Genomic DNA, 25,310 nt, shown 5'->3' on the forward strand with positions numbered 1-25,310 from the left:
ACCCCGGAATGAAGGAAGACATGACGGAAGACATGACGGAGAAGACCTGCCCCATCACCAACGGCCTGCCGACGCTGCGGGAGCGGCCGTTCGACCCGCCGCGGGTGCTGAGCGCCGAGGGCCCGATCTGCCGGATGACCTTCCCGGACGGATACGAGGGCTGGCTCGTCACCGGGTACCGGCAGGGCCGGGAGATCCTGTCCGACAAGCGGTTCAGCTCGGCCGCGGCGCACAAGCACCTGGCGTTCCCGTCCGACCGCGCGCAGGACCTCGGGGCGGAGATCCCGGGCCTGTTCGAGCACATGGACCCCCCGGAGCACACCCGGTTCCGGCGGCTGCTGGCCGGCCAGTTCACCCTGCGCCGGATGCGTGCGCTCGCACCGCGGATCGAGGAGATCACGGCGCAGCACGCCGACGCGATGCTCCGCAAGGGACCGCCCGCCGACCTGGTCGCGGACTACTCCGTACCGGTGTCCTCGCAGGTGATCTGCGAGCTGCTCGGGGTGCCGGGCGGCGACCGGCAGCGGTTCGAGGCCGGCTCGGAGAAGCTGCTGCGGCTGGACATCGACCCGCAGGAGGCGCAGGCGGCGCTGATGGACCTCGTCGAGCTGACCGGCGAACTGCTCATGCGCAAGCAGGCCGAACCGACCGACGACGTGCTGAGCGTGCTGGTGACGGGGGAGGACATCACCCTCCCGGAGGCGATCGGCGCCACCCTGCTGCTGCTGGTCGCCGGCCACGAGACCACCGCGAACATGCTCTCGCTCGGCACGTACGCGCTGCTGAGCAACCCCGGCCAGATGGACCTGCTGCGCGCGGACGAGTCACTCGTCGAGGGCGCCGTCGAGGAACTGCTGCGCTATCTGACCGTCGTCCACGTCGGCGTGCAGCGCAGCCCCACCGAGGACGTCGAGATCGGCGGGGTCACCCTGCGCAAGGGGGAGACCGTGCTGATCCACCTCCCCACCGCCAACCGGGACCCGAACCAGTTCGCCGACCCCGACCGCCTCGACGTCACCCAGGGCAGGCTCGGCCACCTCACCTTCAGCCACGGCATCCACCAGTGCCTCGGGCAGCAACTGGCGCGCCTGGAACTGCGCATCGGCTACACCGCGCTGCTCCGCGGCTTCCCGGAACTGCGCCTCGCCGTGTCCCCGGAGGAGATCCCGATGCGTTCCGACATGACCGTCTACGGCGTGCACCGGCTGCCGGTGGCCTGGTGACCGGCAGCCGCCGCACGCAGCGGGCTGCGGCGCGGCCGTCCGGGGCGGGGGCCGCCCCGTGACGACGGCTCCGGCGCCTCCCCCGCCCCTGCGGAGCCGGCAGTTCCGCAGGGTGATCGTCGCGGAGTTCGTCTCCTCGGTCGGCACCCAGATGACGACGCTGGCACTGCCGTGGTTCGTCCTGATGACCAGCGGCTCACCGGCGCGGATGGGGCTGGTGTTCGTCATCCAGATCCTGCCGGTACCGCTGCTGGCCATGCCCGCCGGGCTCCTGGTGGCCCGGTGGGGCGCCCGCCGGGTCACGGTCGTCGGGGACGTCGTCAACGCGGTCCTGCTGGCGGCGGTGCCCACCCTCTACCAGGCGGGCCTGCTGCCGTTCTGGGCGCTGCTGGTGATCGTGGCCCTCGTCGGATGCGTCGCGTCGGCCTACCTGTCCGCGCAGCGCATGCTGCTGGCCGACGCCCTCGGCCCGGACGAGGGCGCCGTCACCGCGGGCAACGCCCTGTTCGAGACGGCGACCTCGTCGGCGCGGCTGTTCGGCCCCGCGATCGCCGGGTTCCTCATCGCGCAGGTCGGCGCACTCAACGTGCTCTGGGCCGACGCGGCCTCGTTCGCGCTGTCGGCCGCCCTGCTGACCGGCCTGCCCCGCCGCACGACGGCACCGGAGCCGCTGTCGGCGAACAACATGGCGGAGGGTGTGCGCCACCTGCTCCGGGACCCGGTGCTGCGCACCATGGCGCTCGCCGCGCTCGGCTACGGCACGCTCATGCCCGTCGTGCTGCTCGCCCTGCCCGTCATGGCGGACAGCCGCTACGACGCCGACCCCCATGTGGCCGGCCTGCTGCTGGCCGCGTGGGGCGGTGGCACCGCGGTGGGCACTCTCGTCGTGGCCCGGCTCGCCCGCAGGATCCCGCCGACCCGCTTCGCGGCGTGCGGCGGCATCGGCACGGCCGTCGCGCTCTGGTTCCTGCCCTGGGACCAGCCCGCCGCCACGGCGGCTCTGTCGGTCGCGACCGCCTGCATGTTCCTGCCCGCCGTGACCGCACCCGCCGTCGCACTCCTCACCCTGCGGCCCCCGGAACACCTCCGCCCGCACGTGCTTCCGGTCTTCGGCGCCGCCGTCTTCGTCGCGAGCCCCGTCGCCTACGGGACGGCGGGCATCCTGTTCGAACACCTCGCCGTGCGCACGGTCCTCATGGCGGTCGCGGCCGGCGCGGGCCTGTGCGCGCTGGTGCTTGTGCGGCTGGCCGGCCGCGCACGGAACTGAGGCCGCCCTGCCCGGCGGCGATGCCTGCGCGTCCCCCGGTCCCGCACCGCCGGCGACCTGACGGGCAGGGCACCGGGACCTCCCGGATCCGGGCCGTGACCCGCGCCTCGACACGAGAGCGGGAGCCGACACCCGGTGCGTCGGCGGGACCTGCAGGCGGCCGCCTTGGCCTCGCTCCCGAAGCGTGCCAGGGCTGTGGAGCGCCGGTCGGGCAGGGCCAGGAGATCCGCGGTGGCCCTCGACACCACCCTCAGCAGCGTGGTGTTCCGCTCCTCCGGCAACAATCCGACCACCGCCTGCACCTACATCGAGATGGCTTCCCGCGTCACCGAGCCCGTCCTCCCGGGCCTCGCCGTCCTCGCCGTCCGCAACCGAGTCGGACGCTGACCCCGCCCGGCCGTCGGCTGTCCGGTCAACGGCGCTCTGCGAGGCGGTGCGCGAGGTGGAGCAGGTCTGTCGGGCGCAGCACCCGTCCGTCGAATCCCGGAAGCGGGACATGGAGCGGCTGGGTCCAGTGGGCGGGGATCGCGTCCAGTCCGTAGTACGCCCCCGCGAGCCCTCCGGTCACCGCGGCGACCGTGTCCGTGTCGCCGCCGAGGTCGATCGCCGCGCGTATCGCGTCCTCGAAGCCGCTGGTGGTGCGCAGGGCCCAGACGGCGGAGCCCAGGCAGGGCCAGACGGCGCCGTTGAACTCGGTCGCCCGATCGGGGTGCCAGTCGGGGCGAGGACGGTGGCGTGGCGGTCGCGGTGGTCGGGATGGACGAGAGCCAGGACGTCCGGGAGCGCGGTCAGGGGGTCGGTGTCCTCGAACGTGACGCGGATGAGTTCGTGGAAGATCGCGGTGCCCTCCCGGGCCGCGCGGTCCCCGTGGGTGAGGGCGGCGATGCGGCGGGCCGCGTCCATGGTGGCTTCCTGGCCGGCGGCCGCGAAGTGGACCGCGGAGGTCGACGCCCGCATCAAGGAACCGTTTCCCGCTGCGCGCTGGTTGACCTGGAAATGAAAAGCTACTGCACGCTGCTGCGGGCCACGTCCTGCAGTCGCTCGGTGTCCACCGGTTCCCGCGTCCCGTCGTGGGTGAGCCGGATGCCGTCAGTGGTGCTGTCCGCGCGCCAGACGTCGCCGTGCCGGTTCTCCCACTCGACGAAACTGCCGGCGGCGTCCTCGAGCAGCCCCAGTTCCCGTACAAGGGTGGCCAGGGGAGCGAAACCACGGGCGTCGCCCTTGCTCGCGCTGCCGGTGCGGACGTTGTCGTAGCGCATCTTGACGAACGGCACGGGGGCGCGGTCCAGCTTGTTCGGCTGGAGCATCTTGCGGAACCTCCCCCATGCCTCCTCTTCGTTCTCCCGGCCGGAGATCTCGCAGGCGTAGGCCGGGAAGACGGCGTAGGTGACGGCTGAGAGTCCGGGATTCTCCGTGGCGTGGTAGCCGTGCACCTCGGCCGTCGTCACGCCCACCGTGTCGAACGCGGATCCGGGGTACCGGAAGCCTTCGATCCCCACCAGGGGCCGCCCCTGTCCGACGAACTCGCCGTCATGCGCCCTGGCATGGGCGAGCAGCGCCGTGACGAGTCCCTCGTCGTAGGGGCCCCGCACGTTGACCTGAAGGTTGTGTTCTCCGTCGGTGGAGAGTGCGGCGGTGAAGGTGAACATCGGGTTCGGCGACCAGCGCCACGCCGATTCCAGGCCGGAGACGGGCGTCGCGCCGGGCATGGCGGGCAGGACGGATCCAAGGTTCATGGGGGCGGCTCCTGTGCCGGGGTGGGTCCCTAGCTGCATGAGTAGAGGGTGGGGTGGACATCCTGGCGGTAGGTTGGCGTCCATGAGCGCACCACCGCGTGAGTTCTCGCTCCGCGTCATGGGTCCGTCGGGTCGCCTCCCGAGGGCGAAGTGGTGCGTCCGCCCGGACTCCTCGTCGTGCACGGTGATCACGCCGCGGTCGTCGCCGCTCCACCTCAGGGGCCGTCGGGGGCCTTCGAGCGGCATGGTCTCGGTGTCGGGTGCCGGGACGGGGTAAGCCAGAAGCATGCCGTCCTCGGTTGCGTACACCACCCCTTGATCGTCGATCTCCAGCCGTTGATCCAGCGTCGAGGCCCAACTCGTCCCGAAGCAGCGCCCGCAGCGGTAGGTGGAGACATGAGTACGCCGAATCACCAACGGCAGGAGCCCGGCGAGTTCCAGATCCACCTGCTCCATGAGCATCTCGCCGGACACCATGTCGATCGGGTCACCGCCTCGGCAGCGCCCCTTGTAGGGCTTGGCCTTCTCCCACATTGCCCCCGTCACATGCGCCTCACCGGTAACCAAGCAGGAGCGAAGTTCTCGTGGCATGCGCATGAAAGAAAACGGACATCATCGGACAGGCGTATGGCCGGATCAGTGTGCTCAAGTAAGCAAAGCGGCATGACGATTTGCTGTCTCGGACGGCGGTGCTCGGATCGGTCTTCCACGGCAGCGCACCGACCGGATACCCCGGTAGTCGAAGAGATCGCGTACGTCAGGCCGCGTCCACACGAAGTCCCGCTGGGATGGAAGGAACGGTCGCGCCGACGGCGATCCTTCACACCTCGCTTCGGGTCCCCGTCGAAACGGATACAGCACCGAAGGTCCCGGCTCCCCCGGGACCCACAGCCCTCCGCGCCGCCCCCATGGGGCCTTACCGCCCCCGGGTGCCGCGCCCTAGCGTCGCGGGCATGGCCACGAAGAAGACCGTTTCCGTCAAGAAGACCGCTCCCGTCCGGAACGCCGCCCCGCATGACGAGCGCCGGCACGAGCACGTGGCCGCCCTGCGGCAGGGCGAGGCGCGGCAGCGGGCGTTCCGGCGGCGGGCCGTCGTCTTCGGGAGCGTCGCCGCCGTGCTCGCCCTGGCCGCCGGTATCGGCATCGGGCTCGCCGCCGGTGACAAATCAGGGGCAGGGGCCGGGACCGAGGCCGGGGCCGGGGTCGGCAAGGGCGGGGGGAAGCTCGTCACGCCCGCCCACGCCGGCGGTGCCGGCGGCACCGTGATCACCTGGGGGAAGGCCGGCGCTCCGACCACCGTCCAGGTGTACGAGGATCTGCGCTGCCCGTACTGCGCCGCGTTCGAGAAGGATCTGGGCGGCACTCTGACCTCGATGGTGGACTCCGGGAAGGTCAAGGTCGAGTTCCACATGGCCGCGTTCCTCGACAAGCGGCTCGGCGGTCAAGGGTCGCAGACCGGGCTCGCGGCGCTGGGCGCGGCGCTCGACGAGAGCGTCGGCAAGTTCAAGGCGTTCCACGACGCGCTGTACGCGGCCCAGCCGAAGGACGAGAGCACGGACACCTTCGGCAGCAGCGCCAAGTTGCTGGAGATCGCCGGCAAGGTGCCGGGGCTGCGGACGCCCGCCTTCAACAAGGCCGTCAAGGAGGGCACGTACCTGCCCTGGGCGGCGAAGGTGGCGGACGCGTTCTACGCCAGCGACGCCACCGGCACCCCGACGGTCAAGGTCGACGGGAAGACCGTCGACGTCCTCGACGGCAGCGGGAAGCCGGTCAGCGCCGCCGCCTTCACGCAGACGGTGGAGCAGGCGGCGGCCGCGGAGTGACCCGGCTCGCGCACCCGGCGGAAGGCTGGGGGACGGCGAAGGTCCCGGTGATCCGGGACCAATGGCCTGGTCCGCCGTACCCCGCCGGATGCCAGGCTGAGCACGCCGGAACCGCCGTGTCGGCGCGGACACCCGGCTGAGGAAGCCACGTCCGTACAGCCCCGGAGGAGGATGGACAGCACCGATGTCTTCGCGTGCCGTACGGCGCTGGCTTCCGAACCAGCACGGAGCCTGGGCGATGCTGGTCGTGCCGTTCCTGGCGGGCATGCTGCTGGGCGAGCCCACACCGTGGCACGCCCTGCTGCTGCTCGCCTGGCTCCTCGGCTACCTCGCGGTCTTCCACGTCCAGCAGTGGCTGCGGCTGCGGCACAACTCCCGCAATCCCAGAGCCGCCGCCCGTCACACGCGCCCCGTGCGGCTGTTCACGACGGCGCTGGTGCCGTGCGGCGTCGCCCTCGTCGTACACGCGCCCTGGCTGCTGCTCGCCGCCGTCTGCGCCGCGCCGTTCCTCGCCGTGAACTGCTGGTACGCCTGGCGCAACCGGGAGCGGGCCCTGGTCAACGGGCTGGCCGCCGTCGTCCCCGCGTGCGGCATGCTGCCGGTCGCCCTGCTGCTCGGCGGGGGCGGGATCGCGGATGCCTGGCGGCCGGCGCTGGCCTGCCTGCTGTACTTCGCGGGCACCGTCCTCTACGTCAAGACCATGATCCGTGAGCGCGGCAGCACCGCCTACCGGTGGGCCTCGGGCGGCTACCACGCCGTGGCGCTCGGCGTCGCGGCCGCCGTCCTCGGCCCCTGGCTCGCCGGGTTCTTCGCGGTGTGCCTGGGGCGGGCGCTGGCCGTGCCGGCGCTCGGCCGGGTGCGGGTGGGCGTGGTCGGGGCCGGGGAGGCGGTGCTGTCCGTGCTGCTCCTCACCGCGCTGCTGCTGTCCTCCGGGTGACGACGCGCCCCTACGACGCCCATGGGACGCCCCTACGAGGGTCCTCACGCCCATCACCCCGCCCCCGCCTCACACCACCCGGCGCGCCCCTTGCCGATGCGCCCGCACGATCTCCGCGTACCGGTGTCCACTGCCCTTGGTGGTGCGCGCCTGGGTGCGGTCCCGCGCGCGGGCGGGGCCGCCGTGCCGGTGCCCGCGTGAAGACTCACTGATCGTGCTGACGGACGGTCATACTGATCCCTGCCGAGCGAGCGCGCCGGCCCGTGAGCGGAAGACCGGGCGGCCGCCGTCGGCGTGTGACGACGCAGGCGAGTCGACGGGGAGAACGGGGAAACGTGTCTGAGCTGGCCGGAAGCGGTGCCGAGCCGCTGACCGAAGAAGATCCGCGGTACATCGGGCCCATCCCCCTCCTCGGGCGGCTCGGGGCCGGCGGAATGGGGCGGGTCTATCTCGGCGTCCACGAAGGGCGGTACGCCGCCGTCAAGCAGGTCCGGGACTCGATCTCCGGCGAGGACCAGAAGTTCCTGCGGCGGTTCGGACAGGAGCTGGACAACCTGGCGGCGCTGCCCGCCGAGGCCACCGCCCCGCTGCTGGCGAGCGACCCGGCCGCACGGCCGCCGTGGTTCGCCACCGCCTACGTCCCCGGCCTCACCCTCGGCGACGCCGTCGAGCTGCACCGCGGCCCGCTGCCCGCCGACGCCCTGTGGCGGCTGCTGCGGGAGGCGGCGAAGGGCCTGGCGGCGGTGCACGCGCTGGACATGGTGCACCGGGACCTCAAGCCGTCCAACGTCATGCTGACCGTCGACGGCCTCACCCTCATCGACTTCGGTGTGGCCCGCGCCGCCGAGCAGAGCCAGCTCACCAGCACCGGCCTCGTCGTCGGCACCCCCGCCTACATGTCGCCCGAACAGGCTTCGGGCAGAAGGGGGCTGACCGGCGCCGTCGACATCTTCGCGCTGGGCTCGGTCGTCGCGTACGCGGGGTGCGGGAGCCCGCCCTTCGGCGCGGAGTCCGGGCACGGCGTGCTGTACCGCATCGTGCACGAGCAGCCCGACCTGGAGCCGCTGCGCGAGCTGGACCCGGACCTCGCCGAGGTCGTCGCCCGCTGCCTCGACAAGGACCCCGAGGGCCGGCCGACGGCCGCCGAACTGCTGGAAGAGCTCGAAGGGAAGTCCGTCGCCTCCGGGTGGCCCGCGCCGATCGCCGAACGCCTGGCGGAGCGGGCCGCGTTCGCGGCGAACGTGCCGGACGTGGCCGCGCCGCCGGAGCGGACGCCGACCCTGCCCGACCCCGAGCCGGCCCCCGAGCCGGCCGCTCCCGCGGCGCCCGCCTCGCCCGCCCCGCCCGCCGAGGAGCGGCGGGAGCGCCGGCGCACCCGGATCCTCCTCGCCGTCGTCCCCGTCGTCCTGGTGGTGACCGGCACGACCCTTGCCATCCAGTACCTCCCGCACACCTCCTCGCCGCAGGACCGGGCGCAGGCCACTCCCTCCGCGTCCGTGTCGGTGGCCGCCACGCCGCTTCCCTCGGCCTCCGGCGGGAGTCCGTCGGCCACGGCGTCGCCGCACGGCTCCTCCTCCCCGGACAAGGGCGGGCAGGAAGCGGGCAAGGGCAAGGGCGCGGACACCGGGTCCGGGGACGCCCAGGTGTCGGACGGCAGCGGCACGGGTTCCGGCGCACAGGGCGGCTCGGACGGCACGGGCGGTTCCGTCGGCAGCGGTGGCAGTGGCGGCAGTGGCAGCAGCGGCGGGTCGGGCGGGAGCTCCGGCTCCGGCGACACGGGCGGTTCCGGTACCTCCGGTGGCACCTCGACCGGCGGCACGTCGGGCTCGCCCCCCTCCTCCGGTTACTTCCACCTGAAGAACGGCGAGAACGGCAAGTGCCTGGTCCAGGTCTACGGTTCCACCGGACTCGGGGACTGCTCGGGTTCGTCCGCCTCCTGGATCTTCAAGAGCGCTTCCGGCGGCAGCATCAAGGTCGTCAACCAGTCGAGCGGCAGTTGCCTGAGCGCCAACGGCAACAACCAGGCCGTCTTCGTCGGCGACTGCAGCCAGGACAGCTCCGTCCTGCGGTGGTTCTCCGGGTCCGGCAACTCCTTGAAGAGCGCCTACGACGGCGGCTGCCTCGACCTTTCCTTCGGCGGCGGGGTGCAGGAGGCGACGTGCCGGTCCGGGGCGTCCTCGCAGAGCTGGGCGCGGATATGAGGCCGGCCTGACGCATGTTCCGTGGGCGGCGCCGCCCGGCTAGGCCGCGCCGCCGTCGGGGTGCCGTACCGCCTTCTTCAGGTCGGCCTCGATGTCGCTGCGGGACACGTCCTCGGCCTTGGCGTACTCGGTCACCGAGGCCTGCACGTCGCGGGCGAGGTCGCGCCAGGCCCGCCATGCCGTCTCGTAGGTGTCGGTCTGCCGCTGTGTCCAGCCGCCCTCCAAGGTCGGCGGCCCGTAGGTCTCCCGCAGCTCCTCGACGCGGTTGTGCGCCTGGTCGGCGGCCCGCTGCTTCTCCACCAGCTCTTCGAAGGTGTGTGCCACACAAAGGGAGCTTAGGTCGACAAATGCCACACCGCGCGCCGACGGTGCCGACGCGCGGTGCGGACGGTGGGAATCAGGCCAGGCCGAGCATCAGGCCAGGTCGAACCGGTCCAGGTTCATGACCTTGTCCCAGGCGGCGACGAAGTCCTCGACGAACTTCTCCTTCGCGTCGTCGCTGGCGTAGACCTCGGCGACGGCGCGCAGCTCGGAGTTCGAGCCGAAGACCAGGTCGACGCGGCTGCCGGACCACTTCAGCTCGCCCGTGGCACGGTCCCGGCCCTCGAAGGTCTCCGCGTCCTCGGTCGTCGGCTTCCACTCGATGCCCATGTCGAGCAGGTTGACGAAGAAGTCGTTCGTCAGGGACTCGGGCGTCGAGGTGAGCACGCCGAGCTGGGAGCCCTGGTGGTTGGCGCCCAGCACGCGCAGGCCGCCCACCAGGACCGTCGTCTCGGGCGCGGTCAGCGTGAGCAGGTTCGCGCGGTCGAGCAGGAGGTACTCCGACGGCAGCCGGTTGCCCTTGCCGCGGTAGTTGCGGAAGCCGTCCGCGGCCGGCTCCATCTGCGCGAAGGACTCGACGTCCGTCTGCTCCTGCGAGGCGTCCGTACGGCCCGGGGTGAACGGGACCTGGATGTCGAAGCCGGCGTTCTTCGCGGCCCGCTCCACGCCCGCGCAGCCGGCGAGGACGATCAGGTCGGCGAGCGAGATCTTCTTGCCGCCGGTCTGCGAGGAGTTGAAGGACTCCTGGATGCCCTCCAGGGTGCTCAGCACCGTGGCGAGGGCGTCGGGCTCGTTGACCTCCCACTCCCGCTGCGGGGCGAGGCGGATCCGGGCGCCGTTGGCGCCGCCGCGCTTGTCGCTGCCGCGGAAGGACGAGGCCGACGCCCAGGCGGTGGACACCAGTTGCGCGACGGACAGGCCCGAGTCGAGGATCTTGTCCTTGAGCGCCGCGACGTCGCCGACGTCCACCAGCTCGTGGTCGACGGCCGGGATCGGGTCCTGCCACACCAGCGTCTCCTGCGGCACCAGCGGGCCGAGGTAGCGCTGGATCGGGCCCATGTCGCGGTGCGTGAGCTTGAACCAGGCACGGGCGAAGGCGTCCGCGAACTGGTCCGGGTTCTCCAGGAAACGCCGGGAGATCTGCTCGTAGACGGGGTCGAAGCGCAGCGAGAGGTCCGTGGTGAGCATCCGCGGCTCGCGCTTCTTCGACGGGTCGTGCGCCTCCGGGACGGTGCCGGCCCCGGCGCCGTCCTTCGGCCGCCACTGCTTGGCGCCGGCGGGGCTGTCGAACAGCTCCCACTCGTACCCGAACAGCGTCTCGAAGAAGCTGTTGTCCCAGGTCGTCGGGGTCGGCGTCCAGGTGACCTCGAGGCCGCTGGTGATCGTGTCGCCGCCCTTGCCGCTGCCGTAGCCGCTCTTCCAGCCCAGGCCCTGCTCCTCCAGGGGCGCGGCCTCGGGCTCGGGGCCGACGGCGTCCGCGGGGCCGGCGCCGTGGGTCTTGCCGAAGGTGTGGCCGCCGGCGATGAGCGCGACGGTCTCCTCGTCGTTCATCGCCATGCGGGCGAAGGTCTCACGGATGTCGCGGGCCGCGGCGACCGGGTCCGGGTTGCCGTTGGGGCCCTCCGGGTTGACGTAGATGAGGCCCATCTGGACGGCGGCCAGCGGGTTCTCCAGCTCGCGGTCGCCGCTGTAGCGCTCGTCGCCGAGCCAGGTGCGCTCGGGGCCCCAGTAGACGTCCTCGTCGGGCTCCCAGACGTCCGCCCGGCCGCCGGCGAAGCCGAAGGTCTTGAAGCCCATGGTCTCCAGGGCCCGGTTGCCCGCGAAGATCATCAGGTCGGCCCAGGAGATCTTGCGGCCGTACTTCTTCTTCACCGGCCACAGCAGACGGCGCGCCTTGTCGAGGTTGGCGTTGTCCGGCCAGCTGTTGAGCGGCGCGAACCGCTGCATGCCGGCACCGGCGCCGCCGCGGCCGTCGTGGACGCGGTACGTGCCCGCGCTGTGCCAGGCCATGCGGATGATCAGCGGCCCGTAATTGCCGAAGTCGGCCGGCCACCACTCCTGGGAGGTGGTCAGCACCTCGTCGACGTCCCTGGCCAGGGCGTCGAGGTCGAGGCTCCGGAACTCGGCGGCGTAGTCGAAGCCGTCGCCCATCGGATCGGACGCGGAGGAGTGTTTGCGGAGGACCGCGAGGTTGAGCTGGTTCGGCCACCAGTCACGGTTGCTTCCGCCCTCGGTCGGGTGGCTGAAGCGTCCGGCGTGGACCGGGCAGCCTCCCGCGCTCTCGTCGTTCATCTCTCCCACTACGGCGTCAGGACTGTCAGCCACGGGAATCCTCCATGGATCAAAGAGTGTGCTCAGTAACCGGTGCGGTGGAACGGGTGGAACGGATGGAACGGGTGGAATCGGCGGAACTGGTGGAAATGGTGGTATCGCCGGAATAGTCGGAATCGGTGGAATCGATGGAGCAGTCGGGGCACAGGCCCCAGTAGACGATCTCGGCCTCGTCGACGACGAAGCCCTGATCGTCGGAGGCGGTCAGGCAGGGCGCGCTGCCGACGGCACAGTCGACGTCGGCGATGACCCCGCAGGACCGGCACACGAGGTGGTGGTGGTTGTCCCCGACCCGCGCCTCGTAGCGCGCGACGGAGCCGGGCGGCTCGATGCGCCGCAGCAGACCGGCAGCGGTCAGCACCCGCAGCACGTCGTAGACGGCCTGGTGGGACACCGCGCCGAGGTGTTCACGCGCGACGCGGGTGATCGAGTCCGTGTCGGCGTGCGGATGACCGTGCACCGCGGACAGCACCGCCAACCGAGGGCGCGTCACCCGGAGGGCGGCCGCTCGCAACATGCGCTCGAAGTCCGAAGTCGCGGTCACAAGCCGCAGTCTTGTCCCTTTCCTGGAATCAATCAAGTTCTGGAAGAGATCAAGTTGAAGATCGACCTGAAGACTGCCGGCCCGCCGGTGCATGCCGACCCGCCGGTGCATGCCTTCCCTCGACGCCGCCGTCCAAGCCGCGCCGGGCTCCGCCGTCGACGCGGGGCTTCACCGATCGGTCACTTGTTCGCCATAGTGGTGAGCGGGCGCCGCTTCCGCTTCCGGAGCGGCACGCCACGAGAACGCCATGAGAGGCGATCGAGCTGTGCGGCTGGCCTTCTCCCGGCTCCGCCGGGCGCCGCGGCCGGAAGGGTCGGTGCCCGCGGACCGGTGCGTCACGTCAGAGGTGGTGCTCCGTGACCGGTGCGGCGCCGAGCTCGGCCGGCTGCGCTTCCGCGCCTGCGGCGCCTGCCGGGCCGGACGCATCCTGGACGTGCGGGTCGTCGACGACCGCCGACGCGAGGGGCTCGGACGCGAACTCCTGCTTGCCCTGCTCAAGCGCTGTCCGGACCACCGCTGGACCACCACGCTCCAGACCGGGGCCGGCCGCCGCTTCTTCACCGCGATGACCGAGGAGACGTCGGTCCCCTTCCCCCGGGGCGGCCCCCTCTGCGAACACCTGACGGGCCGGCTCACAGGCCGGCTCACCCGCGCCTGGCGCCGGGCGACGGCGATCGGGGCGGGGTGACAGCCGACCGCGCTGCGGGCGACTGGGTGGGCCGAGCAATGACGTCCACGGCGGGACCTGACGCGTTCGGGGCCCGGTGCGACGCACGCACCGGGCCCCGAACATCAGAGGTCGGCCGGTTCAGTGCCCAGCGGCCGACCGCACGAAGTCGGCCCACGCTTCGGGACCGAACGCGAGCCGGGCCACTGCGGGCCGCTTCGAGTCCCTGACGAGGACGGCTCCGGAAGTGGCAGCGACTTCCACGCATTCGCCGCCGCCACCTGTGCTGTAGCTGCTCTTGAACCAGGCGGATTCTGGCACGGCGTGCGCTATGCGAACGCTCATGGCTCTCCCATCAGTTTCTCGATGAAGGCTGTTGACTCGCTCGGCGTCAAGGCCTGTGACCGGAGGATGCCATACCGGGCCTCCAGCTCACGCACCTTGGACACCTCGGTGTAGAGCCGACTGTCGTCCTGGACCTCTGCGTACGCGATCCGCTGGCCCTTGTCTGTGTCGATCAGCGTGAAGGGCCCGCCCAATGCGGCATTGTCCTCACGGTCGGTCGGCATGACCTGCACTTCAACATGCCTCAACTGGGCTGTCATCAGGACTTGTTCCAGGGCTCCCCGCATGACTCCCCGGCCACCCAGCGGCCTCCGCAGAACCGCCTCTTCGATCACGAAGCTCATCAGCGGCGCGGGCCGCCGGCTGAAGACCTCTTGCCGAGCCAGGCGGGCTTCCAAGCGCTGTTCGATGATGTCGTCGGGCAGCAGAGGACGCTGCATCTGGAAGACGGCTCGTGCGTAGTCCTCCGTCTGCAGCAAGCCCGGAACCGCGTAGACCGCGTAGAGGTTCAAGCCCGCAGCCCGAGCCTCCAAGCGAGCCGCGTCCCTGAAGTAGGCCGGATATTGAGCCCGCCCCACCTCCTCCTTCAGCGCCGTGAGCAACCCCCCGGCCCCCAGCACCTCGTCCGCCTGCTCGATGAACCGGGCCTGCGGAATCCGCCTCCCCTGCTCGATCGACGCGACCATGTCCGCCGAGTAGCCGACCCGCTTGCCGAACTCCGCCCTGTCCATCCCCGCCCGTACCCGCAACAGCTTCAACTGCCGCCCGAACGCGGTCACCACGCCCGTCCCCGGCTCGTCCTCCGGCCGCTGCTGCCGCTGTCCCGCTTCCACGTCCCTCACGGTCACCGCCCTGCCCACCTCTTGCCGCACCTCGCCGGACACAGGGGTCGAGCCCGCCCCCGACGGGTTAACGCCGGGGCATCACCACAGGTCACGCCGACCTCGTACTCGTCCTGGCCCGTCGACCGGCCCGGCCGCCCGGCAGCACCGCCGCGGGGTGCGGGCGCCCGTGAGCGGGCTCTCCCCCGCGTACCACCCCGTACAAAGCAGCCGACCACCCGGTACGAAGCGCCGGAGTCAGCGCGTCACCGCTGGTCACGCTGCGCCACGAGACGCCACCGTGAGTGCATGACCACAGCCCGATCACCCCTCACGGTGCACCAGTTCGCGATGTGCTTCAGCTCCACCCCGCGCGGCGCCCGCCTCGCCCGACGGCTGTGCGGGACCCGGCTCGACGCCTGGGGCATCCCGTACGGCAGCGACGCGCACGACGTCGTCAGCCTCGTCGCGGCGGAGCTGTGCGCCAACGCCGTCCGGCACGGGCACGTGGCCGGCCGGGACTTCCACGTCCTGCTGACCGCCGACCCGGCCACCGGCACCGTACGGATCGAGGTCAGCGACACCCGCGGTGAACTCCTGCCCCGCATCCCCACCGCCCTCCCGGAGGACGACGGCCCCGAGGACGGCGGGCGCGGCCTGCTCCTCGTCGAGGCGCTGGCGGACCGGTGGGGCTGCGCACCGCGCGCCACGGGCGGGCCCGGCAAGACCGTCTGGGCGGAGTGCGCCGCCAAGTGCTCGGCGGCCGGGGCGCTTTGACGCGGAATGGACCGGATCCCGGCAGCGGCTTTCGCTCGGGCTCCCGCCCCGCACTAAGGTGACGCCCGACGACGTGCGGGGGAGGAAGCGGCGTGCAGAGGATCGGCGCCTACACGATCGAGCGGGTGCTCGGCGAGGGCGGGATGGGCACCGTCTATCTGGGGAGATCCCGGGGCGGCCGGAGCGTGGCGGTGAAGGTCGCCAAGCCGGAACTGGCACGGGACCCGGGGTTCCGTGAACGTTTCCGTGCGGAGATCACCGCCGCCCGCGCGGTGGGCGGCTTCCACACCGCGCCGGTCGTCGACGCGGACCCGGACGCCGCGGAACCCTGGCTCGCCACCGCGTACGTCCCCGGTCCGACCCTCTCCGCCCTGCTCACCGCGCAGGGGCCGATGGACGGGGCGGCCCTGCGCCGACTGGGTCTCGCGCTGGCCGAGGCGTTGCAGGCCATTCACGCCTGCGGGCTGGTGCACCGGGACCTGAAGCCCGGCAACATCATCATGGCGGACGACGGTCCCCGGGTCGTCGACTTCGGCATCGCCCGGGCCGTGGAGGGGTCCCGGCTCACGGTCACGGGCGCCGCCCTCGGCACGCCGGGGTTCCTGGCGCCCGAGCAGGCGGAGGGGCTGCCCGTCGGCGCCGCCGCGGACATCTTCGCGCTGGGCGCCGTCCTGGTGGCGGCGGCCGGCGGCAGCGCCTTCGGCGAGGGTACGCCGATGATGCTGATGTACCGCTCGGTCCACCACGAGGCCGACATGACGGCCGTGCCGACGGGCCTGCGTCCGACGGTCGCCGCCTGCATGGCCAAGGCCCCGGAGCACCGGCCCACCGCCGGGCAGCTGCTGGACCTGCTGGCGCCCGCGCCGGACAGCACCCCGCCCGCCTACACGCCGACCGTGCTGGTGCCCCCGACCTCGACCACGCCCCCTTCCCCTGCTCCTGTCCCCGCTTCCGCTCCCGCTCCCGGTACGCCGCCCGTCGTGCAGCCGCCGACGGTCACCGCGGCTTCGCCGTACCCGCCGGCGCCGTACCAGCCCTCGCCGTACCCGCCCGCTCCGGTGGTACCGCCGCCGTCGGCGGCGTCGCCCGGCTTCGGACCGGCCGGGCCTGCCGGACCTGCCGGACCGGTCGCCTCCGACGCGGAGGACTTCCTCGCGATGGACCACAAGAACGCCGTCGTGGCCGACGCGCACGGCGTTTCCTTCGGCGTGAACGGCCGTCCCGTCGACTTCCCCTGGTACGCCATCCGCGCGGTCAGCCACAGCGAGGTGGGGCGGGGCCTCTCCCTCACCGTCACGCTCCACTTCCACGACGGCAGCACCCGGTCGTGCCGCGTCACCACGCACGACGAGGACGAACTGGACGACTGGATCGAGCGGTTGACGCTCGTGGTGGAGCGTTTCCTGCCCCGGCCGCAGTGACGCGAAGTGACGCGAAGGCCCGCCTCGACGAGGCCGGACGTGCGCTGCGCGACGAGCAGCGCAACGCCCCACACCCGCCCGACACCGAGGTGCCCGCCGGGGGCGCACCCTCTTCCTGGGCGAGGGGATGCAGGTCCGCTTCGGGGAACAGGACGTTTTCGCCGCGGGTGGCATCGACCTGACCGTCCGGGGCCCCGAACGCATCGCGCTGACCGGGCCCAACGGTGCCGGAATGACCACCCTGCTACGGCTGATCACCGGCGAACTCACCCCGGACGGCGGGGATATCAGGCGCGGCGACGGCCGGATCGCCTACCTCTCGCAGCGCCTGGACCTGCTCGACGAGCCGACCGACAACCTCGGCCTGGTCAGCGCGGGCCAGTTGGAGAGCGGGCTCGACTCCTGCCAGGGCGCGTTCATGGTGGTCAGCCACGACGAGCGGTTCCTCGCCGAGATCGGCGTGGACCGCCGACTGCGGGTGGCCGACGGGACGCTCACGGAGGCGTGAGCCGCATGGCCTGAGCCCCGCGGCGTGAGCCCCGCGGCGTGAACCGCCGGAGTGTGCAGCGGTCCGCGCCCGGGGCCCCGGCCCTCCACGTCTGCGCGAAGGTGTCGGGGTCGCCGGGTCGCCCACGCCGAGCCCGGCAGCACCCTCCACCCCGAACACACGACGAGGGCCGCGACCGTAAGGTCGAGGCCCTCGCTTGCGTACCGTTACTGCGAGTGTCCGAGGGGGGACTTGAACCCCCACGCCCGATAAAGGGCACTAGCACCTCAAGCTAGCGCGTCTGCCATTCCGCCACCCGGACCAGGTGTCTGCCGCCCGGCCGGGGTCTTCCCCCGCGGCGACGAGGACAACAATACCAAGCTTTCGGGGTGCCTTTCACCTGCGTTTTCTGTCCGGTGCCGGCCGCGGTCAGGGGTCAGGAGTGGGCATGTGCGCGGTACGACGGTCGTGTGCTCGGTGTGCTCGGTGTGCTCGGTGTGCTCGCGCATGAGCGCCGCGGCGCGCTGTTCGTCACGGCCGGCGATCGCGCCGGGCGGCTCGCGGCGCCCGGCCCACGAGCTGCCCGGCATTGCGCCGGGCCGGACGGTGGCCGGACCTCTGATCAGCGTCGGTGACGGCACCCCTCGGACCCGGTGACACCACCCCCCAGGTCGTCCGTTCGACAGGGGGCAACAGTCATGCCGGGCCAGAGGGCCGGCGGCCCTCTGGCAGGACCGCCGAGAAGATGACGGGGCGGACGGCCCGCCGCCGGGGCCGTCAGGGGCAGCGCACGACCTGGCCCGCGTACGACAGGTTCCCGCCGAAGCCGAACAGCAGGACCGGGTCCCCCGTGCCGATCGCGCCGCGTTCGACCAGCTTGGACAGGGCGAGCGGGATGCTCGCGGCCGAGGTGTTGCCGGAGTCGGTGACGTCGCGCGCGACGACCGCGTTGACGGCGCCGATCTTCTCGGCGAGGGGTTCGATGATGCGCAGGTTCGCCTGGTGCAGGACGACCGCGGCGAGGTCCTCGGGGGCGAGCCCGGCCCGTTCGCAGGCCCCGCGCGCGATCGGGGGCAGCCGGGTGGTGGCCCAGCGGTAGACGCTCTGTCCCTCCTGCGCGAACCGCGCCGGCTGCCCCTCGATGCGCACCGCGTGCCCCATTTCGGGCACCGAGCCCCACAGCACGGGCCCGATGCCGGACTCCCGCGAGGCCTCCACCACCGCGGCCCCCGCGCCGTCGCCGACGAGCACGCAGGTCGTGCGGTCACTCCAGTCGGCGACGTCGGACATCTTGTCGGCCCCGACGACCAGGGCGCGGACCGAGGAGCCGGCCCGCACGGCGTGGTCGGCGGTGGCCAGGGCGTGGGTGAACCCGGCGCACACGACGTTGAGGTCCATCGCGGCGGGCGAGGGCATGCCGAGCCGGGCGGCGACCCGGGCGGCGGTGTTGGGCGAGCGGTCGACCGCGGTGGAGGTGGCGACCACCACCAGGTCGATGTCGCCGGGGGCGAGACCGGCCGCCGCGAGCGCCTTCGCGGCGGCGTGGGCGGCCAGCTCGTCGACGGGTTCGTCGGGGCCGGCGATGTGACGCGTGCGGATGCCCACCCGGGTCCTGATCCACTCGTCGCTGGTGTCGACCAGACCCGCCAGGTCCTCGTTGGTGAGCACCTTGGCGGGTTGGTAGTGGCCGACGGCGGTGATGCGCGAGCCGTTCATCGGGTGGATCCCCCTGATTGCCTGGGTAACGGGAGCCCTCAGTCTGATCAGTGACCGGTGAGTACGGCGGCAGCCGAGGTGACAGGATTCGGCCGCCCGGGTTGTCGGCTTCCGTCAGGCCCTCGGACGACCGAGCACCCGGCCGCGCCTGCCGCGGAGCGCGCTGCCACCCCCGCCCTCCATGTGCAGGACAATGAGTAGCCGCATCAACGGCCGCTCCGGCCACCAGCTGTCAACCACCAGCTACCAGCTACCAGCTACCAGCTACCAGTACGTACAGAACCGGGACTGAGACACGACATGGGACGAGTCACGGAACGACGCAAGGTGATCCGCATCCGCGACGGGGCCGTCTCCACGCGCCCGGACACGCTGGTCGCCGAGGAACCGCTGGAGATCCGGCTGAACGGCAGACCCCTCGCGATCACCATGCGCACCCCGGGCGACGACTTCGCCCTCGCCGCCGGCTTCCTGGTCAGCGAGGGCGTGCTCGCCGAGCGGCAGGACCTGCGGAACATCGTGTACTGCGCGGGCGCCACGGCGGACGGGCACAACACGTACAACGTGGTGGACGTGCAGACCGCGCCCGGCGTGACGATCCCCGACATCACCCTGGAGCGGAACGTCTACACCACGTCGTCCTGCGGTCTGTGCGGCAAGGCCAGTCTCGACGCGGTGCGGACCACCGCCCGCTGGCCGATCGCCGACGCTCCCCCGGTCCGGGTCGAGCCCGGACTGCTCGCGAGCCTCCCCGACCGGCTGCGCGCGGCCCAGCGCGTCTTCGACCGGACCGGGGGGCTGCACGCGGCCGCCCTGTTCGCCGAGGACGGCGAACTGCTCGACGTACGGGAGGACGTGGGCCGGCACAACGCCGTCGACAAACTCGTCGGCCGCGCCCTGCAGAACGGGGACCTGCCGCTGTCGCGGGCGATCCTGCTGGTCTCGGGCCGTGCCTCCTTCGAACTGGCGCAGAAGGCCGTGATGGCCGGCATCCCGGTGCTCGCGGCGGTCTCCGCGCCGTCCTCCCTGGCCGTCGACCTGGCCGTGGAAACCGGCCTGACCCTGGTGGGCTTCCTGCGGGGCAACTCCATGAACGTGTACGCGGGCAAGGACCGCCTGGGGTATTGATGGGCGGGGCGGCGGCGGGGAGGACGAAGGCGTCCGCGCGCCGCACGCCGTGTCCTCGCCGTGTCCTCGTGGGCGGGGGCACCGCGCTCACCGGCGAGTTCGGCCGCTGCCGCGACCACGCCGCCCGCACCGGCGACTGCTCGGCCACGACGTCGGCCGGAGGCAGACACAGGGCGCCCCGGCGGGCATCAACGCGGCCGTGGGGTCGTACCGACCGCGGTCCGTGACGCCGCGCCCGGCTCCGTCCCGGTGGCGTCCTCGACGGGGTCGTGGGAGCGGCGCTTGGCGATCACCGCGCACACCATGAGCTGCATCTGGTGGAAGAGCATCAGCGGCAGCACGGCCAGCGAGGCGTGGGCGCCGAACAGGACGCCGGCCATCGGCAGCCCGGAGGCCAGGGACTTCTTGGAGCCGGCGAACTGGATGGCGATCCGGTCCCCGCGGCCGAAGCGCAGGGCCTTGGCGCCGTACCAGGTCAGGGCCAGCATCACCGCGAGCAGGACCGCCTCGACCGCCAGCAGGCCGCCGAGCCGGGCCGGGCTGACCTGGTGCCAGATGCCCTGGGCCATGCCCTCGCTGAAGGCCGTGTAGACGACGAGCAGGATCGAGCCGCGGTCGACCAGTCCGAGGACCTTGCGGTGGCGGGCGACGAACCCCCCGATCCAGGGGCGCAGCAGCTGCCCGGCGAGGAACGGCACCAGCAGCTGCAGCACGATCTTGACGAGGGAGTCCGCGGAGAACCCGCCGCCGCTGCTGCCGAGCAGGACCGCCGCCAGCAGCGGGGTGACGACGATGCCCACCAGGGAGGAGAAGGAGCCCGCGCAGATCGCGGCGGGGACGTTGCCGCGGGCGATGGAGGTGAAGGCGATCGACGACTGGATCGTCGACGGGACGAGGGTGAGGAACAGCAGGCCCTCGTAGAGCGGGCGGGTCAGGAGCACCGGGACGAGACCGCGGGCGGCCAGGCCGAGCAGCGGGAAGACGACGAAGGTGCAGGCGAGGACGGTGACGTGCAGCCGCCAGTGCCTCAGTCCGTCCAGTGCCTCCCGGGTGGACAACCGGGCGCCGTAGAGGAAGAACAGGAAGGCGATCGCGGCGGTGGAGGCACCGGAGGCCACGTCCCCGGCGGTCCCGCGCGCCGGGAAGAGGGCGGCGAGGCCCACGGTCCCGATCAGCAGCAGGATGTACGGGTCGACCGGCATCCAACGCGGCCATTGCAGGTGCTTCACGGTGCTCCACTTGCTGGTCTGTTCCGACGGTGCGTGGGGGGCGGTGATCCCCCTCCATGGTCCCCCCGGGGCGGGTCATCGGGAATCCGTCATACCGCTCTGACTGTGATGTCGTTCCGTGATGACCGGTATCGTGTTCCGCGTGTACGACACCTCCCACCTGCGCACTTTCCTGGCGGTCGCGCAGACCCTGAGCTTCACGCAGGCCGCGCGGCGGCTCGGGCTGCGCCAGTCGACCGTCAGCCAGCACGTGCGGCGGCTGGAGGACAGCGCCGGGCGGCAGCTGTTCAGCCGGGACACGCACTCCGTGGAGCTGACGGAGGACGGCGAGGCGATGCTCGGGTTCGCGCGCCGCATCCTGGAGGTGCACGAGCAGGCGGCGGCGTTCTTCGCGGGTACCCGGCTGCGCGGCCGGCTGCGCTTCGGCACCTCCGAGGACTTCGTGCTGACCCGGCTGTCGGAGATCCTGGAGGCCTTCCGGCACGACCACCCGGAGGTCGACCTGGAGCTGACGGTGGGGCTGTCCGGCATCCTGCACGAACAGCTGGCCGCCGGGAAGCTGGACCTGGTGCTGGCCAAGCGGCTGCCGGAGGACCCGCGCGGTGAACTGGTGTGGCACGACGAGCTGGTGTGGATCGGGGCGGAGCGACTGCGCCTGGACACGGACCGCCCGGTGCCGCTGATCGTGTTCCCGCCGCCGGGCATCACCCGGGCCCTCGCCCTTCAGGCGCTGGAGCGGCAGGGGCGCCCGTGGCGGGTGGCGTGCACCAGCACCAGCCTCAACGGGCTGATCGCGGCGGCCCGCGCGGGCCTCGGGGTGATGGCGCACTCGCGGCGGCTGATCCCGCCGGGCCTGGTGCGGGTGCCGGACCGGGCGGGGCTGCCGGAGCTCGGCCAGGTCGACTTCGTCCTCCTGCACGACCGCCGCCGGGCCGCCGCCCGCGGCGCGGCCGAGGCCCTGGCGTCGGCCGTCCTGGCGGCCGGTGACCGGCTGCACCGCAGGTAGGGCCACCGGCTGCACCGCAGGTAGGGCCACCGGCCGCGGCGGGGCGGTGACGGACCCGCCGTCCGAGACGGGTCGGCCGTGCCGGCCGGGGCGGACGGTGCCGGAGTGACGGAATCGGGCTCGGCGGCGCAGACAGAGGAGACGGCCGCGCACCCGGACGACGCGGCCGGGGCGGACACGCGGGCGCGTGAGCGGGTCGTACAGATTCGGTGGAGATTACCGCCCAGGAACTTACTGAATGGTCAGTTCCCTGTCCGACCCTTCCGCATGTGCGCGCATTTTCCGGCACCGACCAGCACATACCTGAGCGTTTCTCGGGTTCTGGCCCCCTCCCGCCCCGCCTCGGGGTGGGGTAGCTTTCACGGCGCCGTGCGGAGCGTCACCAGAACCGGGGAGCGGGGTTTGCGCGAGTTCACCAACCCTCCGTTGGCGTTGTCACCGCCGGTGGGCGGACTGGCCGACGTCGTCTTCCGACGTGCTCAGGACGATCCGCTGCACATCGCCCTGGGCCGCAAGGACGACAGCGGGGTGTGGCGGGACGTGACCTCGGCGGAGTTCCGGGACGAGGTGCTGGCCCTGGCCAAGGGGCTGCTCGCGCAGGGCATCCGGTTCGGCGACCGGGTCGCGATCATGTCCCGCACCCGCTACGAGTGGACCCTCTTCGACTTCGCGCTGTGGACGATCGGCGCCCAGGTGGTGCCGGTCTACCCCACCTCCTCGGCCGAGCAGTGCTTCTGGATGCTGTACGACGCCGAGTGCACGGCCGCGATCGTGGAGCACGAGGACCACGCGATGACGATCGCCACCGTCATCGACCGGCTGCCGCGGCTGCACCGGCTGTGGCAGCTGGACGCGGGGGCGGTGCGGGAGCTGTACGACGCCGGCGCCCACATCGACGACGACGTGGTGCACCGCCACCGGCAGGCCGTGACGCCGGACTCGACCGCGACGATCATCTACACCTCGGGCACCACGGGCCGCCCGAAGGGCTGCGTGATCACGCACGGCAACCTCATGTACGAGGCGGACACGGCCGTCGAGCGCTGGCAGCCGGTGTTCCGCTCCAAGAGGGGCGACGAGGCGTCCACCCTGCTGTTCCTGCCGCTGGCGCACGTCTTCGGGCGGATGGTGCAGGTCGCCGCGGTCCGGGGCGGGGTCCGCTTCGGCCACCAGCCCCAGCTGCACGCCGCGGCGCTGCTGCCCGACCTGGCCGCGTTCCGGCCGACGTTCATCCTCGCGGTGCCGTACATCTTCGAGAAGGTGTTCAACTCCGCCCGCCGCAAGGCCGAGAAGGAGGGCAAGGCCGGGGCCTTCGAGAAGGCCGTCGACGTCGCCGTGAAGTACGCGGACGCGCTGGAGACCAAGGCGTGGGGCATCGGACCCGGGCCGACGGCCGGTCTGCGCATGCAGCACCAGCTCTTCGACAAGCTCGTCTACTCCAAGGTGCGGGCCGCGATGGGCGGCCGGATCCGCAACGCCATGTCGGGCGGCTCGGCGATGGACCGCAGGCTGGGCCTGTTCTTCGCGGGCGCGGGCGTGCAGATCTACGAGGGGTACGGGCTGACCGAGACGACGGCCGCCGCGACCGCCAACCCGCCCGAGCGCACCCGGTACGGCACGGTCGGGCAGCCGGTCCCGGGCGTCACCGTCCACATCGCCGAAGACGGCGAGATCTGGCTGCGCGGCCCCAACGTCTTCCACGGCTACCTCAACAACCAGAAGGCCACCGACGAGACGTTGCACGACGGCTGGCTGGCCACCGGTGACCTGGGCTCGCTCGACGACGACGGCTACCTCACCATCACCGGCCGCAAGAAGGAGATCCTGGTCACCTCCGGCGGCAAGAGCGTCCCGCCCGGGGTGCTGGAGGAGCGCGTCCGCGACCATCCACTGATCAGCCAGTGCATCGTCGTCGGCAACGACCGCCCGTACATCGCCGCTCTGGTCACCCTCGACCAGGAGGCCGTCGAGCACTGGCTCACCATGCGCGGCAAGCCGCGGATGGCCCCGGCCCAGTTGGTGCGCGACCCCGACCTGGAGACGGAGGTGCGACGAGCGGTGGTCGCCGCCAACACCCTCGTCTCGCAGGCGGAGTCGATCCGCACCTTCCGCATACTGGCGCAGCCGTTCACCGAGGAACACGGTCTGCTGACCCCGTCCCTGAAACTGAAGCGGAAGGCCATCGAGAAGGCGTACGCGGGCGAGGTCGAGGCGCTGTACCGGGTGTAGGAGCGTGTCCGCCGGGCGGATTCCGGTGTCAGGAATGCATCACGGCCCGTGATCGTTGACCATGGGGACTACCACCTGACACGCGACCGTAAGGATCAAGAGCTCGTGAGCAGCAAGGTCCCCCCGATCACCCTCAACAACGGCGTCGAGATGCCCCAGCTGGGCTTCGGCGTCTGGCAGGTGCCGGACGACGAGGCGGAGCGGGCTGTCGCCACCGCGTTGGAGGCCGGGTACCGCAGCATCGACACAGCGGCGATCTACGGCAACGAAGAGGGCACGGGCCGGGCGATCGCCGCCTCCGGCCTCCCCCGCGAGGACGTCTTCGTCACCACCAAGCTCTGGAACAGCGACCAGGGGTACGACGCCACGCTGCGCGCCTTCGACGTGTCGCTGGCGAAGCTCGGCCTGGACTACGTCGACCTCTACCTGATCCACTGGCCGACGCCGGCCCGGGACAAGTACGTCGACACCTACAAGGCGTTCGAGAAGCTGCACGCCGACGGCCGGGTGCGGGCCATCGGCGTCTCCAACTTCGAGCCGGAGCACCTGCGGCGGCTGATCGCCGAGACGTCGGTGATCCCGGCCGTCGACCAGATCGAGCTGCACCCGCACCTGCAGCAGCACGCGGCCCGCGAGTTCCACGCGGAGCAGGGCATCGCCACCGAGGCCTGGTCGCCGCTGGGTTCCGGCAAGGGCCTGCTGGAGGTGCCGGCGATCGTCGCCATCGCGCAGAAGCACGGGCGCACCCCGGCCCAGGTGGTGCTGCGCTGGCACCTCCAGCTCGGCAACATCGTGATCCCGAAGTCCGTGACGCCGTCCCGGATCAAGGAGAACATCGAGGTGTTCGACTTCCGTCTGGACACCGAGGACCTGGCCGCGATCAGCGCGCTGAACGAGGACCGGCGCCTGGGCCCGGACCCGTCGACGTTCGACGTGGCCTGACCGGCGGGCAGTCGGAGGCCGCCCGCCCTGTCCGGGGCGGGCGGCCTCCCGGCTGTTGGAGCGCTCTCGAAGTCAAGACCGGGCGCGGTTCATCCGGCGCGGTTCATCCGGCGCGGTTCATCCGGCGCGGTTCATCCGGCGCGGTTCATCCGGCGCGGA

The 25,310-nt window shown here is 72.1% G+C and carries 20 protein-coding genes, 1 tRNA gene and 3 pseudogenes; 14 read left to right on the forward strand and 10 right to left on the reverse strand.

Features of this window, described 5'->3' with window-relative positions; translation table 11 throughout:
- Positions 1–20 precede the first annotated feature (20 nt).
- The 3 genes from VKA29_RS23620 to VKA29_RS23630 all read left to right on the forward strand — a co-directional run bounded on the left by VKA29_RS23620 (position 21) and on the right by VKA29_RS23630 (position 2,877).
- On the forward strand, positions 21–1,223 hold the full coding sequence (locus VKA29_RS23620; protein WP_420718546.1) for a cytochrome P450: 1,203 nt from the start codon (positions 21–23) through the stop codon (positions 1,221–1,223).
- 58 nt (positions 1,224–1,281) lie between these two features.
- Positions 1,282–2,490 carry an MFS transporter gene (locus VKA29_RS23625; protein WP_324787959.1) on the forward strand — a complete coding sequence of 403 codons (1,209 nt, stop codon included), beginning with the start codon at positions 1,282–1,284 and terminating at the stop codon, positions 2,488–2,490.
- Between the two features lie 231 nt (positions 2,491–2,721).
- Positions 2,722–2,877, forward strand: a complete 156-nt coding sequence (locus VKA29_RS23630; protein WP_324788114.1) for a hypothetical protein — start codon at positions 2,722–2,724, stop codon at positions 2,875–2,877.
- 25 nt (positions 2,878–2,902) lie between these two features.
- Here VKA29_RS23630 and VKA29_RS23635 read toward each other — a convergent pair.
- Both VKA29_RS23635 and VKA29_RS37050 read right to left on the reverse strand, forming a co-directional pair.
- Positions 2,903–3,501 (reverse strand): annotated as a pseudogene (locus VKA29_RS23635) (ADP-ribosylglycohydrolase family protein); the annotation flags it as partial.
- Complete coding sequence (locus tag VKA29_RS37050; protein WP_420718547.1) at positions 3,495–4,823, reverse strand: DUF6531 domain-containing protein; 1,329 nt, start codon at positions 4,821–4,823, stop codon at positions 3,495–3,497. The pseudogene VKA29_RS23635 and the gene VKA29_RS37050, both read right to left, overlap by 7 nt.
- Positions 4,824–5,179: 356 nt before the next feature.
- Here VKA29_RS37050 and VKA29_RS23650 point away from each other — a divergent pair, with 356 nt between their 5' ends.
- The 3 genes from VKA29_RS23650 (at position 5,180) to VKA29_RS23660 (ending at position 9,187) form a co-directional block, all read left to right on the forward strand.
- Positions 5,180–6,049: a DsbA family protein gene (locus VKA29_RS23650; protein ID WP_324787960.1), complete on the forward strand. Its 870-nt coding sequence runs from the start codon at positions 5,180–5,182 to the stop codon at positions 6,047–6,049.
- Positions 6,050–6,233: 184 nt separating this feature from the next.
- Entirely contained in the window at positions 6,234–6,986 is a 753-nt protein-coding gene (locus VKA29_RS23655; RefSeq protein WP_324787961.1) for a YwiC-like family protein, read from the forward strand.
- A gap of 335 nt (positions 6,987–7,321) precedes the next feature.
- A complete protein-coding gene (locus VKA29_RS23660) occupies positions 7,322–9,187 on the forward strand; it encodes a protein kinase domain-containing protein (RefSeq protein ID WP_324787962.1) in 1,866 nt (621 codons plus the stop codon).
- 39 nt (positions 9,188–9,226) lie between these two features.
- Here VKA29_RS23660 and VKA29_RS23665 read toward each other — a convergent pair whose 3' ends face one another.
- From VKA29_RS23665 to VKA29_RS23675, 3 genes and pseudogenes are all read right to left on the reverse strand, one after another.
- Positions 9,227–9,511, reverse strand: a complete 285-nt coding sequence (locus tag VKA29_RS23665; RefSeq protein WP_324787963.1) for a hypothetical protein — start codon at positions 9,509–9,511, stop codon at positions 9,227–9,229.
- A gap of 90 nt (positions 9,512–9,601) precedes the next feature.
- Complete coding sequence (gene katG / locus VKA29_RS23670) at positions 9,602–11,800, reverse strand: catalase/peroxidase HPI (RefSeq protein WP_420718553.1); 2,199 nt, start codon at positions 11,798–11,800, stop codon at positions 9,602–9,604.
- A 169-nt stretch (positions 11,801–11,969) separates the two neighbouring features.
- A pseudogene (locus tag VKA29_RS23675) lies at positions 11,970–12,356 on the reverse strand (Fur family transcriptional regulator); the annotation flags it as partial.
- A gap of 376 nt (positions 12,357–12,732) precedes the next feature.
- On the opposite strand from VKA29_RS23675, the gene VKA29_RS23680 reads away from it, so the two are divergent.
- On the forward strand, positions 12,733–13,071 hold the full coding sequence (locus VKA29_RS23680; RefSeq protein WP_324787965.1) for an N-acetyltransferase: 339 nt from the start codon (positions 12,733–12,735) through the stop codon (positions 13,069–13,071).
- A 120-nt stretch (positions 13,072–13,191) separates the two neighbouring features.
- Here the strand turns inward: VKA29_RS23680 and VKA29_RS23685 are convergent, their stop codons facing one another.
- On the reverse strand, positions 13,192–13,395 hold the full coding sequence (locus tag VKA29_RS23685) for a DUF397 domain-containing protein (RefSeq protein WP_324787966.1): 204 nt from the start codon (positions 13,393–13,395) through the stop codon (positions 13,192–13,194).
- The gene (locus tag VKA29_RS23690) at positions 13,392–14,228 is read right to left on the reverse strand and encodes a helix-turn-helix transcriptional regulator (RefSeq protein WP_324787967.1); all 837 of its coding nucleotides are present in this window, start codon (positions 14,226–14,228) and stop codon (positions 13,392–13,394) included. The genes VKA29_RS23685 and VKA29_RS23690 overlap by 4 nt, the downstream gene beginning before the upstream one ends.
- A gap of 297 nt (positions 14,229–14,525) precedes the next feature.
- Between VKA29_RS23690 and VKA29_RS23695 the strand changes: the two genes are divergently transcribed.
- The 3 genes and pseudogenes from VKA29_RS23695 to VKA29_RS23705 form a co-directional block, all read left to right on the forward strand.
- Positions 14,526–14,993 (forward strand): ATP-binding protein, encoded by a 468-nt coding sequence (locus VKA29_RS23695; protein WP_324787968.1) that lies wholly within the window; start codon positions 14,526–14,528, stop codon positions 14,991–14,993.
- A gap of 92 nt (positions 14,994–15,085) precedes the next feature.
- Complete coding sequence (locus VKA29_RS23700) at positions 15,086–16,414, forward strand: serine/threonine-protein kinase (protein WP_324787969.1); 1,329 nt, start codon at positions 15,086–15,088, stop codon at positions 16,412–16,414.
- Positions 16,354–16,922 (forward strand): annotated as a pseudogene (locus VKA29_RS23705) (ATP-binding cassette domain-containing protein); the annotation flags it as partial. The gene VKA29_RS23700 and the pseudogene VKA29_RS23705, both read left to right, overlap by 61 nt.
- 216 nt (positions 16,923–17,138) lie before the next feature.
- Here VKA29_RS23705 and VKA29_RS23710 read toward each other — a convergent pair.
- A tRNA-Leu gene (locus tag VKA29_RS23710) sits at positions 17,139–17,223 on the reverse strand.
- 455 nt (positions 17,224–17,678) lie between these two features.
- Entirely contained in the window at positions 17,679–18,617 is a 939-nt protein-coding gene (locus VKA29_RS23715) for a beta-ketoacyl-ACP synthase III (protein WP_324787970.1), read from the reverse strand.
- A gap of 300 nt (positions 18,618–18,917) precedes the next feature.
- On the opposite strand from VKA29_RS23715, the gene fdhD reads away from it, so the two are divergent.
- A complete protein-coding gene (gene fdhD, locus VKA29_RS23720) occupies positions 18,918–19,745 on the forward strand; it encodes a formate dehydrogenase accessory sulfurtransferase FdhD (RefSeq protein ID WP_324787971.1) in 828 nt (275 codons plus the stop codon).
- A 188-nt stretch (positions 19,746–19,933) separates the two neighbouring features.
- Here fdhD and VKA29_RS23725 read toward each other — a convergent pair whose 3' ends face one another.
- The gene (locus tag VKA29_RS23725; protein ID WP_324788102.1) at positions 19,934–20,947 is read right to left on the reverse strand and encodes a bile acid:sodium symporter family protein; all 1,014 of its coding nucleotides are present in this window, start codon (positions 20,945–20,947) and stop codon (positions 19,934–19,936) included.
- 169 nt (positions 20,948–21,116) lie between these two features.
- On the opposite strand from VKA29_RS23725, the gene VKA29_RS23730 reads away from it, so the two are divergent.
- The 3 genes from VKA29_RS23730 (at position 21,117) to VKA29_RS23740 (ending at position 25,151) form a co-directional block, all read left to right on the forward strand.
- Positions 21,117–21,980 carry a LysR substrate-binding domain-containing protein gene (locus VKA29_RS23730; protein WP_324788103.1) on the forward strand — a complete coding sequence of 288 codons (864 nt, stop codon included), beginning with the start codon at positions 21,117–21,119 and terminating at the stop codon, positions 21,978–21,980.
- Positions 21,981–22,382: 402 nt separating this feature from the next.
- Entirely contained in the window at positions 22,383–24,209 is a 1,827-nt protein-coding gene (locus VKA29_RS23735) for an AMP-dependent synthetase/ligase (protein ID WP_324787972.1), read from the forward strand.
- Between the two features lie 105 nt (positions 24,210–24,314).
- Complete coding sequence (locus VKA29_RS23740) at positions 24,315–25,151, forward strand: aldo/keto reductase (RefSeq protein WP_324787973.1); 837 nt, start codon at positions 24,315–24,317, stop codon at positions 25,149–25,151.
- Positions 25,152–25,310: the final 159 nt, after the last annotated feature.

This window comes from Streptomyces sp. H51 (assembly GCF_035656535.1).
Lineage (GTDB): Bacteria > Actinomycetota > Actinomycetes > Streptomycetales > Streptomycetaceae > Streptomyces.